We start from the raw sequence: 14864 nt of genomic DNA, 5'->3' as shown, positions 1-14864 counted from the left end.
GCCTTAGTTTAGGCTTCCCGACGAGATCGCTTGTCGCCACTCGAAGGGAACCTGATCATGCCCCGCCCCCTGCGGGTAGCCATCGTCGGCGCCGGCCCGGCCGGCATCTACGCCGCCGACGCTCTGCTCAAGTCCGACGTGGCCACCGAGCCCGGTGTGTCCATCGACATCTTCGAGCGGATGCCCGCCCCGTTCGGGCTGATCCGGTACGGCGTCGCTCCCGACCACCCCCGCATCAAGGGCATCATCAAGGCCCTCCACCAGGTCCTCGACAAGCCGCAGGTCCGTCTCTTCGGCAACGTGGACTACGGCACCGACCTCCACCTGGACGACCTGCGCGCGTTCTACGACGGCGTGATCTTCTCGACCGGCGCCATGGCGGACCGCGAGCTGAAGATCCCCGGTGTCGAGCTCGACGGCTCCTACGGCGCCGCCGACTTCGCCTCCTGGTACGACGGCCACCCCGACGTGCCGCGCACCTGGCCGCTGGAGGCCGAGAAGGTCGCCGTCCTCGGCGTGGGCAACGTGGCGCTCGACATCTCCCGCATCCTCGCGAAGACGGCCGACGAGCTGCTGCCGACCGAGATCCCGCCGAACGTCTACGAGGGCCTCAAGGCGAACAAGGCCGTCGAGATCCACGTCTTCGGCCGCCGTGGCCCGGCGCAGGCGAAGTTCAGCCCGATGGAGCTGCGCGAGCTGGACCACTCCCCCAACATCGAGGTCATCGTCAACCCCGAGGACATCGACTACGACGAGGGCTCGATCGCCGAGCGGCGGGGCAACAAGCAGGTCGACATGGTCGCCAAGACCCTGGAGAACTGGGCCATCCGCGACACCGGCAACCGCCCGCACAAACTCTTCCTGCACTTCTTCGAGTCTCCGACGGAGATACTCGGCGAGGACGGCCAGGTCGTCGGTCTGCGCACCGAGCGCACCGAACTGGACGGCACCGGCAACGTCAAGGGCACCGGTCAGTTCACCGACTGGGACGTCAACGCGGTCTACCGCGCGGTCGGTTACCTCTCCGACAAGCTCCCCAAGCTGCCCTGGGACATCGGCTCGGGCACCGTCCCGGACGAGGGCGGCCGTGTGATCCAGGAGAGCGGCGCGCACCTTCAGTCCGTGTACGTCACCGGCTGGATCCGGCGTGGTCCGGTGGGCCTCATCGGCCACACCAAGGGCGACGCCAACGAGACCGTGGCGAACCTGCTGGACGACTTCGCGAACGACCGTCTGCAGACGCCGGCCTCCCCCGAGCCGGAGGCCGTGGAGGCGTTTCTCGCCGAGCGCGAGCTCCGCGTCACCACCTGGGAGGGCTGGTACAAGCTGGACGCCGCCGAGAAGGCGCTGGGCGAGCCGCAGGGCCGCGAGCGCGTGAAGCTCGTCGAGCGTGAGGACATGCTCAAGGCGAGCGGCGCGTAAGCGAGTTGATCCGTACGACGTGACGGGGCCGGGGGTTCGCCCCCCGGCCCCGTCACGCGTTTCAGTGCCCGACGGTGACGACGATCTTCCCGACCTGCGAGCCCGCCTCCATGTACCGGTGCGCCTCGGCGATCTCCTCCAGGGCGAAGACGCGGTCCACGACGGGTACGAAGACACCCGTGCTCAGACCGGCGGTGACGAACGCCTCGGCGCGGCGCAGCCGTTCGGGGTCCCGCGTCGTCTCGGGGAGGGTGTAGGTGCGCATGTTCAGCGCGGGCATGCCGAGGTCGAACCCGGGGTACGGCGTGGGCAGGCCGCTCAGCGCGCCGTACAGGAACAGTGTGCCGCCGGGGGCGACCACCCGGGCAAGGTCCACCACGCCCGGACCGGCGACGGCGTCGAAGACGAACTCGGCGCCGCGCCCCGCCGTCAGCTCCAGCACCCGGCCGACGATGTCCTCCTCTCCGGTCACGATCACCTCGGCCGCGCCCGCCTTCAGCAGCGCCTCCCTCTTGGCACGGGTGCGGGTGGTGGCGACGGGGACCGCGCCGACGCTGCGGGCGACCTGGATGGCGGCCAGGCCCACGCTGCTGGACGCGGCCGTCAGGACGACGGTGTCCCCGGCCCGCATCCCGCCGACCTCGACCAGCGCGCCGTAGGCCGTCATGTACGGCATCCACACCGCGGCTCCGGCGATGGCGTCGAGCCCGTCGGGGCGGCGGAGCACCGCCCTGGCGGGGACGACGGCGCGCTCGGCGTAGACCCCGTGGTCGTTCATGGAGAACGCCGGCACCACGCTGACCTGTTGGCCGATCGCGAACCCCGTCACGTCCGCGCCGACCGCCTCGACGATGCCCGCGGCCTCGATGCCGAGCCGGGCGGGGAGCCGGGCGGGTTCGATGTACCGGCCGCTGCGGAACAGCACTTCGGCCCGGTTGAGACCGATGGCGTCCACGCGGATCAGCAGCTCGCCGGCGCCGGGTTCGCCGACCGGCACATCCTCCAGCCGCAGCACCTCGGGCCCGCCGAGCTCATGGAACCGCACGGTCCTGGTCATGACGCATCCCCCTGAAGCCTGAAGTTCGATGATTATCGTAGTTCGACAGTCACCGTACTTCAATGCTCCCTAGAGACGGTCGAGTTCTCCCGTCGCACGGCCGAGGCAGGCGACCGGACCGCTGAGGCCCGGGACATCGATCTCATGGAAACCGAGGCGGTCGTAGAAGGCGCGGGCCGGGACGTTGGCCGTCGCCATCACCAGATGCACGGCCGGCACCCCGCGGTCCCGCAGGGCCCGCAGAAACGTCCGCATCAACTCTCGGCCGTGACCGCGGCCCTGCCACTCGGGGAGCAGGTCGATGTGCAAGTGGGCGGGGTAGGCGGCGAGTTCGGGGACGACCATGCGCTCGGGGTGGTGCAGCAGCGGGATCATCGCCTCGTCGGGGCCGACGGGCGGGCCGCTGGGTTCCGGGTAACGGTCGGCGACCAGAGGGAGCCACTTCTCACGGAAGTCGTCGGCGAAGCGGGGTGTGTCGGCGGTGCCGAGGACGTAGCCGACCGCCTTCCCCCGCCCGTCGTCCAGCACGAACACGAGGTCCGGTTCCAGTTCCGCGTAGGGAGTCGCGAAGATGACCGGAAGGATTCCGGGGTCCGCGTACACGGGGCGGCTGTCCAGGCCGTTGTGTGCGGTGCGGATGCAGATGTCCTCGAGGGCGGCTCGGTCCTCGGGACGGTACGAGCGGATCACGGCTGACGAAGTCATCGCAGTATCCTGCATAGTTGGGAGCGCTCCCACAACCCCGTGGGCGGAAGATCACCTGTTAGCGTCCTGCGGTGTTCTCCCTCCATGAGCCTGCCCTCTTCACCCGTCTTCGCGCCGCGCGACGGGTGCTCGTCGCCGGAGCCGGCGGCGGTTTCGACATCTATGCCGGTCTTCCGCTGGCCCTCGCGCTGAGGTCGGCCGGGAAGGAAGTACATCTGGCCAATCTGTCGTTCGCGGATCTGTACGGCCTCGACGCGGACGTGTGGCTGGACATGGACGTCGCGGCCGTACGCCCCGACACCGCCGCCCGCGGTGACTACTTCCCCGAGCGCTCCCTCGCCCAGTGGCTGGATCGCCAGGGCCTGCCCGCGACGGTGTACGCCTTCCCGCGCTCCGGCGTACAGCCGCTGCGGGCCGCCTATCGCACTCTCCTCGACCACCTGGGCCCGGTGGACGCGATCGTGCTGGTGGACGGCGGGACCGACATCCTGCTGCGGGGCGACGAGCACGGGCTCGGCACCCCGGAGGAGGACATGGCGAGTCTGGCCGCGGTGGCGGGGCTGGAGGACATACCCGAACGGCTGGTGGCGTGCCTCGGGTTCGGGGTGGACTCCTACCACGGCGTCAACCACAGCCTGGTCCTGGAGAACCTGGCCGCGCTGGACCGCGAGGGCGGCTACCTCGGCGCGTTCTCGCTGCCGCACGAGAGCCGCGAAGGCTCCCTCTACCTCGACGCGGTGGCCCATGCGCAGGAGTGCACCCCGGAGTATCCGAGCATCGTCAACGGCTCCGTCGCCGCGGCCGTGCGCGGCGAGTTCGGAGACGTCCGCTTCACCGAACGGACGCGCAACAGCGAGCTGTTCATCAATCCGCTCATGGCCCTGTACTTCTGTGTGGACGCCCCGGCCCTCGCCCGCCGCAACCTCTACCTCGACCGGCTCGAGAACACCGCGCTGATGCGCCAGATCAGTTCCGTCATCACGGAGTTCCGTGACGAACTGCCACGGCAGCGGCCGCCGCGCGCGTATCCGCACTGAAGGTCACGTTTCGGGGAATCCCCCGTGATCGCACAGCAAGGCTGTATACGCTCCAGGTTCTTCTTCACTGAACGTTCACAAGGGGGGCCTTGTCATGCGTATACGCCTTGCCGCCACAACCGCCGCCGCCGCGGGCACACTGCTCGCGCTCACGGCCGTACCGGCCCAGGCCGCCGAGTACACGTCCGCGCTGAAGATCCGCGGTGTCCAGTACGACGCGCCCGGCAGCGACTCCAACAACTGCTCCACGGGGAACACCGACGAGGAGTACCTGACCGTCAAGAACTACTCGTCGACCAAGACCGTGAACCTGAAGGGCTACGTCGTCGAGGACGCGGTCGGCAACTTCTTCGAGTTCACCGCGAACCACTACCTGCAGCCCGGTGACTATGTGAAGCTCCGCGGCGGCAACGGCGGCGACTCCGATGCCAAGAACGTCGTCTACCGCGACAACTGCAACTTCATCTGGAACAACGACAAGGACACGATCTACCTCTACAAGCCGTCCGGCAGCCGGGCCGACGTCCACTCCTACACCAAGAGCGGCTCCGACCCGGACCGGAACGGTTACATCAAGTTCCACAGCTGAGGTCGCGCCTGGCCACCACCCCCAGCACCACGACCAGCAGCGCCAGTGCGGCCGCCTGGGCGACCGCGCCGACGAGGAACACGGCGGGCAGGGGGAAGCCGAGCCACGGAAACAGTGCCGCGACCCGCACCACGAGGATCAGCAGGCCCAGTACGGCCAGGGCCAGAGCACTGCTTCCGGCGCCCGGTTCCGTGCGGCGGGTACCCAGCAGCAGCCAGCCCAGGACGGCGAGCACGAAGCAGGTCGCGGGCGCCCAGGCGATGTCGGCCATGGCGGGCAGGACGGCGACGGAGGCGCCCGTGACGACGCAGCAGGCCAGGAAGGCGAGGCCGGGGGCGTCGCCGGGCAGCGCGGCCTGCGGGGCGTCGCGGTGGTACGCGGCGCACACGGCGAGGGCCGGCAGCCAGGCGAACAGCGCGTTGGCGGTGGCGAACCACGGGTCGGACGCCGACCAGTCGCTCACCAGCGGCGCGATCAGCGGCCACAGCGAGGGCAGCGCGGCCAGCAGAACGGCGGCCCGGGCGAGGCGCCGGCGGTCGTGGACGAGGGCGAAGAACCCGACCGTCCACAGCAACGGCAGCAGCCAGCCGGCGATGGTGACGACGGTCTCCGTCGGGCCGCCACCGGCGAAGCCCGTCAGGAACATGTCCCATTCACGCGCGCCGCGGGAGGCCGACCAGGTCACCCGCAGGATCTCGTCGGAGACGACGGCGGCCGCCTGGAGCAGTACGGCGTACAGCGCGAAGTGCCGGACGGCCGAGCCGAGCAGGGCGTAGCGCCGGGGCGCGCCCACGGTGGCCAGTCTGCTGCGGACGGCGAGCGCGGCGATGCTGGCCACCTCCCCGAGCGTGGGCCTGCTCTGGTCCTGGGTGTCGCGGTCGACGTCCCACAGATAGACCTCGACCATCTCCTCCTCCCGGTCCCTGCGGTAGTAGGCGGGGAGCAGGCGCAGCACGGTGCGGTAGCGCGCTTCGAGCAGGGTCGTCATGCGAGGCCTCCCGCGAGTCGCGGTCCGGTGACGGGCGGGGTGCCGGTGGCCTTGCGGCCGTCGGCGATCCGCTGCTTGGCGGCACTCGCGCCCGCGGCCATCCGCTCCGCCTCGGCGTCGAGGGCCCGCATGCCCTCTTCGGTGAGGCGGTAGTAGCGCCGGAGCCGGCCGTCGTGGACCTCCTCGCGGTCCAGCACGATCAGGGCGTCCGCGGTGAGCCGGTCGAGCACGCCGTACAGCGTGCCGACCCTCATCTGCAACGCCCCGGCGGAGAGTTCCTCGACCTCGCGCAGGATGCCGTAACCGTGCCGCGGCTCGTCCGCCAGGGCGGCGAGGACGAAGAACGCCGCCTGTGTCATGTTCCTCGATGCCATGGAACAGAATATATCGGTTGCCGATATATTCTGCGAGGGCAACACGCCCTGTCGGCTGATGTCCGGGTCAGAGAGTGCGGCCCAGGAGCTCCAGCAGTGCCGTCCAATGACGGTCCGTCGCCTCGGCGCTGTACATCGCCGTGTCGGCCCGGGTGAAGCCGTGGTGGGCGCCGGGGTAGATCTCGGCGCGGTGGCGGACGCCGGCCGTGGTGAGGGTCTTGTCGAGGCGGGCTATCTGGTCGGCCGGGTTGGTGGAGTCCTGGTCGGCGTGGCCGAAGTAGAGCTCGGCGGTGATGCGGTCGGCGAGGTGGAGGACGGTGTAGCCCGCCGAGGCGAGCCGGTCCGCCATGCCGTTGAGGTGCCGGCGCAGTCCGAAGGCGTCCATGTACAGCAGGACTGCGGGGTGCGGGGCACCGTCGTCCGGGTGGGCGAGATAGGCGTCGGCGGTGCCGTCCTGGGTGGGAATGTCAATCATCGTTTTCATGCAGCGGCACTCCCGGACTCGATCCTTGATACCCAAACTGACACTGAGTATCACGTTAGCCATCAAGCTTCTCCCTTGCAAGTGAGCGTCGGGGTGGCGGTACGATCACGGGGTGACCGGAGCAGCGCGTACGAACACCAGAGACATCGCCCGGGCCGCCGTACGGGCCGAACTGGCCCAGGTGGCTTTCGAGTTGTTCCGTCGCGAGGGGTTCGACAAGGTCACTCTCGACGACCTGGCGGCGGCCGCCGGGGTGTCGCGCAGCACTGTCCTGCGCTACTTCGGCACCAAGGAGGACGCCGTCCTGGGCGCCTTCGAGGGCCACGACCGACGGGTCGCCGACGCCCTGCGCGCCCGGCCCGCGGACGAGGACGAGTGGACGGCGCTGCGGGGTGCGATGGACACCGTCATCGAGCGGTATCGCGAGGACCCGGAGGGCTCGCTGGCGACGACCCGGCTCGTCCGGGAGACCCCGGCCCTGTGCGCCCGGCATCTGGAGAAGCAGCACAGCTGGCGGCCCGCGCTGGTCGAGGCGCTGGCCGAGCGGTCCGGCAGCGAGGGGCACCCGGCGCTGGGCCAGACCGTGCGGGCGGCCGCCGCGATCGACTGTCTCCAGGTCGCCCTCGACCACTGGACGGCCTCCGACGGCCGACTCAACCTGGTCACCCTCCTCGACGAGGCCTTCGCCGCCCTCGCACCACGCTGAACCGCGGGCCCCCAGCAGGGCCGACCGACGGGCACCGGACCGACACCACCAACGCCCGGCACCGCCCCGGCCTCACCCACCGGTCGGCACCCACCCGCCGTCACCACCGGTCGGCACCCGGCCAGCGTCACCAACCCCCGGCACCGCCCGGCGTCACACCGGTCAGCACCCACCCTCCGTCACCACCGGCCAGTCCCCACCCCCCGTCACCACCGGTCGGCGTCATCGACCCCCGGCACCGCGCGGCGTCACCAGCCGCCGCCACCCGACCACCCGTTCACTCACCGACCGTGCCAGTGGTACCGGCGTTCAGGACGCCCCGCGTGGCCGTAGCGCAGCGACACCACTGCCCGGCCAGTGACCGCCAGGTGTTCGAGATAGCGGCGTGCGCTGACCCGGGAGATGCCGACGCGCTCCGCGCACTCCGCGGCGGACAGGGTCCCGTCGACCGCGCGCAGCGCACGCTCGACCAGCTCCGAGGTCTCCACGCTCATGCCCTTCGGCAGCGTGGGCGCCACCGTCTGCGCGGCGGCCCGGCCCAACGCCCGGTCCACCTCGGCCTGTCCGCTCACCGTCCCGACGCACAGGTCGCCGCGCCGGGCGCTGTAGCGCTCCAGCCGGTCCTTGAGTTCCTCGGCGTCGAACGGTTTCAGCAGGTAGTCCACGACGCCCTGGCGTACCGCACGGCGCACCGCCTCCGCCTCGCGGGCGGCGCTGATCACCATCACGTCGCAGTCGTGACCGGCGGTCCGCAGCCGGGGGACGACGTCCAGGCCGAACATGTCGGGCAGATAGAGGTCGAGCAGAACAAGGTCGGGCTCCAGCGCGGCGACGGCGGTGAGGGCCTGCTCCCCGCAGTTCGCCGTGCCGACGACACGGAAGCCCTCGACGCTGTCGACGAATCCGCGGTGGATGCGCGCCACCATGAAGTCGTCCTCGACCACGAGTACGTCGATCACCGGACCTCCTCCGTCTCCCGCTCGGCCGGCCGGCCCACGGACATCCGGGCCGTGAACACCGCGCCCGTCTCTGTGTTGGTCACCGACACCTCACCGCCCCTGCGCGTACAGACCAGCCGGGTGAGGGCCAGGCCGATGCCCCGGACGCCGCCCTGCGCGGCCTTCGTGGTGAAGCCGTGGGAGAAGACCTCCTGGGCGAGCTCGGGAGCCACCCCCGGGCCCGAGTCACGGACCACGATCTCCACGCAGGAGGCGTCCTGGCTCAGCTCGACCTCCACCCAGGCGCCGTCGGCACGTTCCGAGGCCGCCGCCGCGTCGAGAGCGTTGTCGACGAGATTGCCGAGCACGGTGGCCACGTCCGCGGAGTCCATCGGCTCCAGCCGGTCCAGGGCCGTGCGTTCGGAGATCCGCAGCTGCACCCGGCGCTCCGCCGCCAGCGCCGACTTGGCCATCAGCAGCGCGGCTACGGCCCGGTCCCGGACCCGGCTGTTGAGGGTCAGATCAAGCGACTCGCGGTGCTTGCGCAGGGCGCGGACATACCGTACGACCTCGTCGTGCTCGCCGATCTGGATGAGCCCGGAGATGGTGTGCAGCTGGTTGGAGAACTCGTGCGCCTGGGCGCGCAACAGCTCGGTGCTGCTGCGGAAGGACCCCAACTCCCGCTCCATCCGCGCCAGTTCGGTGCGGTCACGCAGGGTCGTCACCGAGCCGAGGCGTCGGCCGTCCTTGGTGACCTCCATGCGGTTCATCACCAGCACCCGGCCCCGGCGCACGACCACCTCGTCGCGCTGCTCGGCGCCGCGGTCACCACCGGTCCCGGCCAGGACGTCGTACAGCCTGCCCTCGATCCCCAGATCGGCCAGGCTCATCCCGACGCAGGTCTCGGGCAGGTCCAGCAGTGCGCGGCCGACCTCGTTGACCAGCGTGAGCCGCAGCCGCGGGTCGAGGGCGATCACTCCTTCGGCGAGCCCGAACAGCATGGCCTCACGGTGCTCGGCGAGACCGGCGATCTCGCGGGGTTCGAGACCGAGGGTCTGCCGTTTGATGCGGCGGGCCAGCAGCCAGGACCCGGCCACGCCGAGCACGCTCGCGATGCCGAGGTAGGCGAGCAGATAGGAGGAAGCCCCGCTCAGGCGCTGCCAGACCGACGGTGAGGCCCGTCCGATCATGACCGTGCCGATGTGCTCGCCGACATGGTCGACGTGCTCGGCGAGCACCGGCGCCTGGGCGACCAGTTCCCGGCCTCCGGCCACCGGAAGCTCTCCCGACCAGCCGCGGGCCCGCGCGACGTTCGTCCCTTCGACCGGAAGTCGGGTGCCGACCAGGGTGGGGTTGGTGGCGGCCACGATCTCGCCGTCCGCGTCGGCGACGGTGACCGAGGTGACGTTCGACCGGGTCCGCGTGGTCTGCAGCAGCGGCGCCAGCACTTCACCGGGCGCGGGCAGCACGAGCTGGGTGCGCAGCAGGGGGTTGCCGGCCATCTCCTCGGCGAGGGCGGTCACCCGGCGGCCCTCGACCCGGTCGAACGTCGCCTTGGACTGCGCCAGCGAGACGGCGGCCACCGCGACCAGCACGACCACCACGATCGCGAGCTGGAGCACCAGCAGCTCACCGGCGAGCGTGGGGCGGCGCGATCTCACGACCACTATGAACTCAACCTTCAATGGTCACACAAGGCAGACGGGGTGTTCGAGAATCCGCACAATCATGGCGCCGGACCAGCCCGAGCGAAAGAGATGAGCCATGAGAACTCGCAGAGCCGCACTTCTCGGCGCTCTTGCCACTGTGTCGATGATCGCCGTGAGCGCCTGCGGTGCCACCGCGGAGAAGGAGGACTCGGGGAGCGGGGGGTCCAAGACCGCCACCGGTCTGCGCCTGATGGTGCCCAACACCCCGGGCAGCGGGTACGACGTGACCGCCCGGACCGTCGCCCAGGTGATGCAGGACTCCAAGGTGGCGTCCGGGGTCCAGGTGTACAACCTGCCCGGCGCGGGCGGCACCGTGGGGCTCCAGCGCCTGGTCAACGAGAAGGGCAACGGCAAGCTGGCCATGCAGATGGGCCTGGGCGTGGTCGGTGCCGCGTACACCTCGAAGTCGAAGGCGACGCTCACCGACACCACACCGCTCGCCAAGCTGATCGAGGAGGCCGGCGCGATCGTCGTGTCGAAGGACTCCCCGTACAAGACGATCGACGATCTCGTGACGGCCTGGAAGAAGAACCCCAAGAAGGTTGCCGTGGGCGGCGGTTCGTCACCGGGCGGTCCTGACCATCTGCTGCCGATGCAGCTGGCGAAGGCGGTCGGCATCGAGCCGAAGGACGTCAACTACGTCTCGTACGACGGCGGCGGCGAGCTCCTGCCCGCGATCCTCGGCAACAAGATCGCCTTCGGTGCCAGCGGGTTCGGCGAGTTCCTCGACCAGATCGAGGCCGGACAGGTGCGGGTCCTGGCGGTCACCAGCGAGGAGCCGATCGCGGCGGTCAAGGACGCGCCCACCCTCAAGGGTTCCGGGATCGACCTGGTCTTCACCAACTGGCGCGGCTTCGTGGCCCCTCCCGGGATCACCGACGCGCAGAAGACGTCCTGGATCGACGCGCTGACCACGATGCACGAGTCGAAGGAGTGGAAGGCCGAGCTGACCAAGCGCGGCTGGACCGACGCCTTCGTCACCGGTGACGAGTTCGGCACCTATCTGAAGGACCAGGACAAGTCCGTCGCCGATCTACTGGCAGAGCTCGGGCTGGCATGAGCTCCCAGGCGACGGACGAACACACCGTGGAGGACGCCCGTCCGCCCCGGGGTGGGGACCGCGCGCAGTACGGCGTGTGCGCGTTCCTCGTCCTGCTGGGCACCGCGGTGATCGTGGACGGGCTCGGGATCCCGCACATCACCAGCAGCACCGACCCGGTCGGACCGCGCGCGGTACCGGTGATCCTCGGCGTGCTGCTCCTGGTGGCCGCGGCGGTGTACGCGGTCGACGTGGCCCGCGGCGGTCACGGTGAGCCGGAGGCCGGGGAGGACGTCGACCTGTCCCAGGGCAGCGACTGGCGCACGGTGCTGCTGCTGATCACCGCGTTCGTGGTGAACGCGGTGCTGATCGAGCGGCTCGGCTGGGTGATCAGCGGCGCACTGCTGTTCTGGGGGACGGCCTTCGCCCTCGGCAACCGGCACTACGTACGCAATCTGCTGATCGCGGTGACGCTGTCCCTCACCACGTTCTACGCCTTCGCGATCGGGCTCGGTGTGAACCTCCCGGCCGGTGTGCTGCAAGGGATCCTCTAGATGGACAACCTCGACAACCTCATGCAGGGCTTCGCGGACGTCGTCGCCCCGATGAACCTGCTCCTGGCGCTCATAGGTGTCGTCATCGGCACCGCGGTGGGCGTGCTGCCGGGGATCGGCCCGGCGATGACCGTGGCCCTGCTGCTGCCGGTCACCTACGGCATGGAGCCGGTGCAGGCGTTCATCATGTTCGCCGGCATCTTCTACGGCGGGATGTACGGCGGGTCGACCACCTCGATCCTGCTGAACACCCCCGGGGAGTCGTCCTCGGTGGTGACGGCCATCGAGGGCAACAAGATGGCCAAGTCGGGGCGGGCCGCACAGGCGCTCGCGACCGCCGCGATCGGTTCCTTCGTGGCCGGCACCATCGGCACCCTGCTGCTGGTTCTGGTCACCCCGTTCGTGGTCGACTTCGCGGTCAGTCTGGGCGCGCCGGACTACTTCGCCCTGATGCTGCTGTCGTTCATCGCGGTCACCTCCGTGCTGGGCGCCTCCCGGATCCGGGGTCTGATCTCGCTGCTGCTGGGTCTGACGATCGGCCTGGTCGGCATCGACGCGGTCTCCGGACAGCAGCGGCTCACCCTGGGCATCCCCCAACTCGCGGACGGCATCGACGTGGTGGTCGTCGCGGTCGGCATCTTCGCCGTCGGCGAGGCGATGTGGGTGGCCGCGCATCTGCGGCGCAAGCCCGCCGAGGTCATCCCCGTCGGCACACCGTGGATGGGCAAGCAGGACTTCAAGCGGTCCTGGAAGCCCTGGCTGCGGGGCACGGCGCTCGGCTTCCCGTTCGGCGCACTGCCGGCCGGCGGCGCGGAGATCCCGACCTTCCTGTCGTACGCGACGGAGAAGCGGCTGACCAAGCACCCCGAGGAGTTCGGCAAGGGTGCCATCGAGGGGGTGGCCGGTCCGGAGGCCGCGAACAACGCCTCCGCCGCCGGCACCCTGGTCCCGATGCTGGCCATCGGCCTGCCGACGAACGCCACCGCCGCCGTCATGCTCGCCGCCTTCCAGTCGTACGGCATCCAGCCCGGCCCCCTGCTGTTCGAGCGCGAGGCGAGCCTGGTGTGGGTGCTGATCGCCAGCCTCTTCGTCGGCAATCTGCTGCTGCTCCTGCTCAACCTGCCGCTGGCACCCGCCTGGGCGAAGCTGCTGCAGATACCGCGCCCCTATCTGTACGCCGGGATCCTGTTCTTCGCGTCGATGGGCGCCTACGCCGTCAACGCCCAGCCCCTGGACCTGTTCCTGCTGTTGCTCCTCGGACTCCTCGGCTTCGGAATGCGACGGTTCGGACTGCCGGTGCTGCCCCTCATCGTCGGCGTCATCCTCGGCCCGCGGGCCGAACTGCAGGGGCGGCGCTCCCTGCAGCTGTCCGGCGGCGAACTGTCGGGACTGGTGGGCGGACCGGTCTCCTACGCCGTCTACACGACGATCGTCCTGGTGCTCGCCTGGCCGCTGGTCCGGCGGTTCGTCGTGCGTCCCCTGCGTGAGCGAAGTGCCTGAGAGGAAGAGCAGACATGACCGTACTGGTCGGATACGTACCCTCACCCGAGGGTGAGGCCGCGCTACGGGCAGGGATCGACGAGGCCCGGCTGCGCGGCGAGAAGCTGCTGGTGGTGAACACCTCGCGCGGGGACGCCTACGTGGACCCGCGGTTCGCGCAGGAGCCGGATCTGGCCCATGTCCGGGAGGATCTCGCCGCGCTGGGCGTCGAGTTCGACGTCCGCCAGGTGCTCGGCGGGGGCGACGCCGCCGAGGAGATCATCGAGCTGGCGGAGCAGGCGGACGTGTCCCTGGTGGTGATCGGGCTGCGGCGGCGCAGCGCGGTCGGCAAGCTGATCACGGGCTCGGCCGCACAGCAGATCCTGCTCGGAACCGGCTGCCCGGTCCTCGCCGTGAAGGCCGCCGTGTAGCCGTGGCCCACGGCAGTGGGAACAGGGCCCGCCCCAATGCGGATGGTGGGCGGACCCTGTTCGTCCCAGACATTGTGGTGCGCGGATCCCGCCCCCGACATGGGTGAACCGTGGCCACCCGAAGTGGATCGCGCACACCCCGAGTGCGCGGTTCGCACGGGGACGGTGGCGGGATGACGACCCCGCCCGACCTCCGCGGACCGGCGGTGACGATACTGGTAGCCGCACGGACCCCCGCCCCACAGATGGACTCATGCAGACCTCCCCCGCAGCCCTTCCCCGCACCGTGTGGCCGGCCCGCGGCCGCCACGTCGGATCCGCCGCCGCGGACGTGCTCCGCGTCAACCTCCAGCAGCTCAAGGACGGCGCGGTCGTCGACGACTTCCTGGAGCTCAAGGAGGAGCAGGTCTTCGAGGCCCGCTGGCGGGTCGACGGCGACGTGACCGTACGGGCCCGGCTCACGCTCGGGTCCGGCGACGAGTGGGTCCTGGTCGCGGAGGCGGAACAGCCGTGGAAGACGGCGTGGGCCTCCCCCATCGGCATGTTCTGGCCGCTGGATCCGGACGCGGGCTGGGACCACGACACCGTCGCCGGACTGCGCTTCCGGGACGTCAACCGGCTGCCCGAGGACGACAAGGAGCTGCGGCGCCTGCTGCGGGACTGCGTGCGCGACTCCTGGGCGCTGCACATCGTCGTCCACGAGGCCATGACCCCCGACGACCGTGGCCGCCGGACGCTGACCGAGCATCTGCCACCGAGTCTGCGCCATCGCGTGGTGGAGCACCGGGCCGCGCCGCATCAGCTGCGGGCCGTCAACTGGGCGCTGAAGGAGTTCGACGTCCAGATCCCGCGCGGCGGAGCCGTCGTACTGTCCCCGCTGCCCCTCGACACCGACGCCGACGACTTCTCCGTACGCAGTGTCTTCCTGGACGGCACCCGGCCCACGGACCTCATCGACGCCGTGACCCGCTTCGCCGGGCTGCCGAGGCCGCTGCCGGAGGGTGCCGAGGAGGCGCTCACCGCGCTGCGCGAGCAGTGGCGGCTGACGACCGCCGAGGAGGAGCTGGTCCGCCAGCGCGAGCTCGTCGCCATGTACGCCGAGGCACTCGACGCGATGACGAAGTCCCGCGATCTGTACCGGGAGGCCGCCGAGCGCGCCAACGAGGCGCTGGCCGCCTACCGCGAGGCGGGCGCCGAGCCACCGAAACCGCCCGCCGAACAGCCGGGCTCGCCGCTGCAGCAGCTGACCCGGACCCTGGAACGCTTCAAGCCCCGTCGGCCCCCACGGGACGAGAACGGCGGCGGCTAGCCGCCGCGGGCGCTGCGGTCACGACGGCAGTCCGGTCACCGTC

At 70.5% G+C, this 14864-nt stretch carries 16 protein-coding genes; 9 read left to right on the top strand and 7 right to left on the bottom strand.

The genetic code is table 11. The features are described 5' to 3' along the window. The first annotated feature begins 57 nt into the window (after window positions 1-57). Complete coding sequence (locus tag OHU89_RS44065; RefSeq protein ID WP_405651091.1) at window positions 58-1422, top strand: FAD-dependent oxidoreductase; 1365 nt, start codon at window positions 58-60, stop codon at window positions 1420-1422. 61 nt (window positions 1423-1483) lie between these two features. On the opposite strand, the gene OHU89_RS44060 is transcribed toward OHU89_RS44065, so the two are convergent. Further along, window positions 1484-2479, bottom strand: coding sequence for a zinc-dependent alcohol dehydrogenase family protein (locus tag OHU89_RS44060; RefSeq protein WP_405651089.1), 996 nt, complete (start codon window positions 2477-2479; stop codon window positions 1484-1486). 69 nt (window positions 2480-2548) lie between these two features. Continuing rightward, window positions 2549-3184 (bottom strand): GNAT family N-acetyltransferase, encoded by a 636-nt coding sequence (locus tag OHU89_RS44055; protein ID WP_405651087.1) that lies wholly within the window; start codon window positions 3182-3184, stop codon window positions 2549-2551. 71 nt (window positions 3185-3255) lie between these two features. On the opposite strand from OHU89_RS44055, the gene OHU89_RS44050 reads away from it, so the two are divergent. After that, window positions 3256-4221 carry a DUF1152 domain-containing protein gene (locus tag OHU89_RS44050; protein WP_405651085.1) on the top strand — a complete coding sequence of 322 codons (966 nt, stop codon included), beginning with the start codon at window positions 3256-3258 and terminating at the stop codon, window positions 4219-4221. 94 nt (window positions 4222-4315) lie between these two features. Further along, window positions 4316-4810, top strand: coding sequence for a lamin tail domain-containing protein (locus OHU89_RS44045; RefSeq protein ID WP_266884316.1), 495 nt, complete (start codon window positions 4316-4318; stop codon window positions 4808-4810). Here the strand turns inward: OHU89_RS44045 and OHU89_RS44040 are convergent. From OHU89_RS44040 to OHU89_RS44030, 3 genes are all read right to left on the bottom strand, one after another. Next, window positions 4794-5798 carry a hypothetical protein gene (locus tag OHU89_RS44040; RefSeq protein ID WP_405651083.1) on the bottom strand — a complete coding sequence of 335 codons (1005 nt, stop codon included), beginning with the start codon at window positions 5796-5798 and terminating at the stop codon, window positions 4794-4796. The genes OHU89_RS44045 and OHU89_RS44040 overlap by 17 nt on opposite strands. Then, window positions 5795-6157, bottom strand: coding sequence for a PadR family transcriptional regulator (locus tag OHU89_RS44035; protein WP_405654918.1), 363 nt, complete (start codon window positions 6155-6157; stop codon window positions 5795-5797). Before OHU89_RS44035 ends, OHU89_RS44040 begins: the two co-directional genes overlap by 4 nt. 82 nt (window positions 6158-6239) lie before the next feature. Continuing rightward, complete coding sequence (locus OHU89_RS44030) at window positions 6240-6656, bottom strand: dienelactone hydrolase family protein (protein WP_405651080.1); 417 nt, start codon at window positions 6654-6656, stop codon at window positions 6240-6242. 112 nt (window positions 6657-6768) lie between these two features. Between OHU89_RS44030 and OHU89_RS44025 the strand changes: the two genes are divergently transcribed. Next, entirely contained in the window at window positions 6769-7362 is a 594-nt protein-coding gene (locus tag OHU89_RS44025) for a TetR family transcriptional regulator (protein WP_405651078.1), read from the top strand. 281 nt (window positions 7363-7643) lie between these two features. Here the strand turns inward: OHU89_RS44025 and OHU89_RS44020 are convergent, their stop codons facing one another. Together OHU89_RS44020 and OHU89_RS44015 are read right to left on the bottom strand one after the other, a co-directional pair. Then, the gene (locus tag OHU89_RS44020; protein ID WP_405651076.1) at window positions 7644-8321 is read right to left on the bottom strand and encodes a response regulator; all 678 of its coding nucleotides are present in this window, start codon (window positions 8319-8321) and stop codon (window positions 7644-7646) included. Then, window positions 8318-9967 (bottom strand): ATP-binding protein, encoded by a 1650-nt coding sequence (locus OHU89_RS44015; protein ID WP_405651074.1) that lies wholly within the window; start codon window positions 9965-9967, stop codon window positions 8318-8320. The genes OHU89_RS44020 and OHU89_RS44015 overlap by 4 nt, the downstream gene beginning before the upstream one ends. A gap of 97 nt (window positions 9968-10064) precedes the next feature. Here OHU89_RS44015 and OHU89_RS44010 point away from each other — a divergent pair, with 97 nt between their 5' ends. The 5 genes from OHU89_RS44010 (at window position 10065) to OHU89_RS43990 (ending at window position 14821) form a co-directional block, all read left to right on the top strand. Continuing rightward, window positions 10065-11069, top strand: coding sequence for a tripartite tricarboxylate transporter substrate binding protein (locus OHU89_RS44010; protein WP_266884328.1), 1005 nt, complete (start codon window positions 10065-10067; stop codon window positions 11067-11069). Then, on the top strand, window positions 11066-11602 hold the full coding sequence (locus OHU89_RS44005) for a tripartite tricarboxylate transporter TctB family protein (RefSeq protein WP_405651072.1): 537 nt from the start codon (window positions 11066-11068) through the stop codon (window positions 11600-11602). The genes OHU89_RS44010 and OHU89_RS44005 overlap by 4 nt, the downstream gene beginning before the upstream one ends. Beyond that, window positions 11603-13102, top strand: coding sequence for a tripartite tricarboxylate transporter permease (locus tag OHU89_RS44000; RefSeq protein ID WP_405651070.1), 1500 nt, complete (start codon window positions 11603-11605; stop codon window positions 13100-13102). It begins immediately after the preceding gene. Window positions 13103-13116: 14 nt separating this feature from the next. After that, on the top strand, window positions 13117-13512 hold the full coding sequence (locus tag OHU89_RS43995; RefSeq protein ID WP_266884333.1) for a universal stress protein: 396 nt from the start codon (window positions 13117-13119) through the stop codon (window positions 13510-13512). A gap of 253 nt (window positions 13513-13765) precedes the next feature. Continuing rightward, a complete protein-coding gene (locus OHU89_RS43990) occupies window positions 13766-14821 on the top strand; it encodes a hypothetical protein (protein ID WP_405651068.1) in 1056 nt (351 codons plus the stop codon). Window positions 14822-14864 lie beyond the last annotated feature (43 nt).

The organism is Streptomyces sp. NBC_00019, assembly GCF_045041015.1.
Lineage (GTDB): Bacteria > Actinomycetota > Actinomycetes > Streptomycetales > Streptomycetaceae > Streptomyces.
Note: the sequence above shows the minus strand (reverse complement) of the source record. Positions and strands in the feature narration are given on the sequence as shown.

Excerpts from the sequence above, each read along its gene's own strand:
- OHU89_RS44065 (WP_405651091.1), top strand. The coding sequence starts at position 58 with ATGCCCCGCCCCCTGCGGGTAGCCATCGTCGGCGCCGGCCCGGCCGGC.
- OHU89_RS44060 (WP_405651089.1), bottom strand. The coding sequence starts at position 2,479 with ATGACCAGGACCGTGCGGTTCCATGAGCTCGGCGGGCCCGAGGTGCTG.
- OHU89_RS44055 (WP_405651087.1), bottom strand. The coding sequence starts at position 3,184 with ATGACTTCGTCAGCCGTGATCCGCTCGTACCGTCCCGAGGACCGAGCC.
- OHU89_RS44045 (WP_266884316.1), top strand. The coding sequence starts at position 4,316 with ATGCGTATACGCCTTGCCGCCACAACCGCCGCCGCCGCGGGCACACTG.
- OHU89_RS44040 (WP_405651083.1), bottom strand. The coding sequence starts at position 5,798 with ATGACGACCCTGCTCGAAGCGCGCTACCGCACCGTGCTGCGCCTGCTC.
- OHU89_RS44035 (WP_405654918.1), bottom strand. The coding sequence starts at position 6,157 with ATGACACAGGCGGCGTTCTTCGTCCTCGCCGCCCTGGCGGACGAGCCG.
- OHU89_RS44030 (WP_405651080.1), bottom strand. The coding sequence starts at position 6,656 with ATGAAAACGATGATTGACATTCCCACCCAGGACGGCACCGCCGACGCC.
- OHU89_RS44010 (WP_266884328.1), top strand. The coding sequence starts at position 10,065 with ATGAGAACTCGCAGAGCCGCACTTCTCGGCGCTCTTGCCACTGTGTCG.
- OHU89_RS44005 (WP_405651072.1), top strand. The coding sequence starts at position 11,066 with ATGAGCTCCCAGGCGACGGACGAACACACCGTGGAGGACGCCCGTCCG.
- OHU89_RS44000 (WP_405651070.1), top strand. The coding sequence starts at position 11,603 with ATGGACAACCTCGACAACCTCATGCAGGGCTTCGCGGACGTCGTCGCC.
- OHU89_RS43995 (WP_266884333.1), top strand. The coding sequence starts at position 13,117 with ATGACCGTACTGGTCGGATACGTACCCTCACCCGAGGGTGAGGCCGCG.
- OHU89_RS43990 (WP_405651068.1), top strand. The coding sequence starts at position 13,766 with ATGCAGACCTCCCCCGCAGCCCTTCCCCGCACCGTGTGGCCGGCCCGC.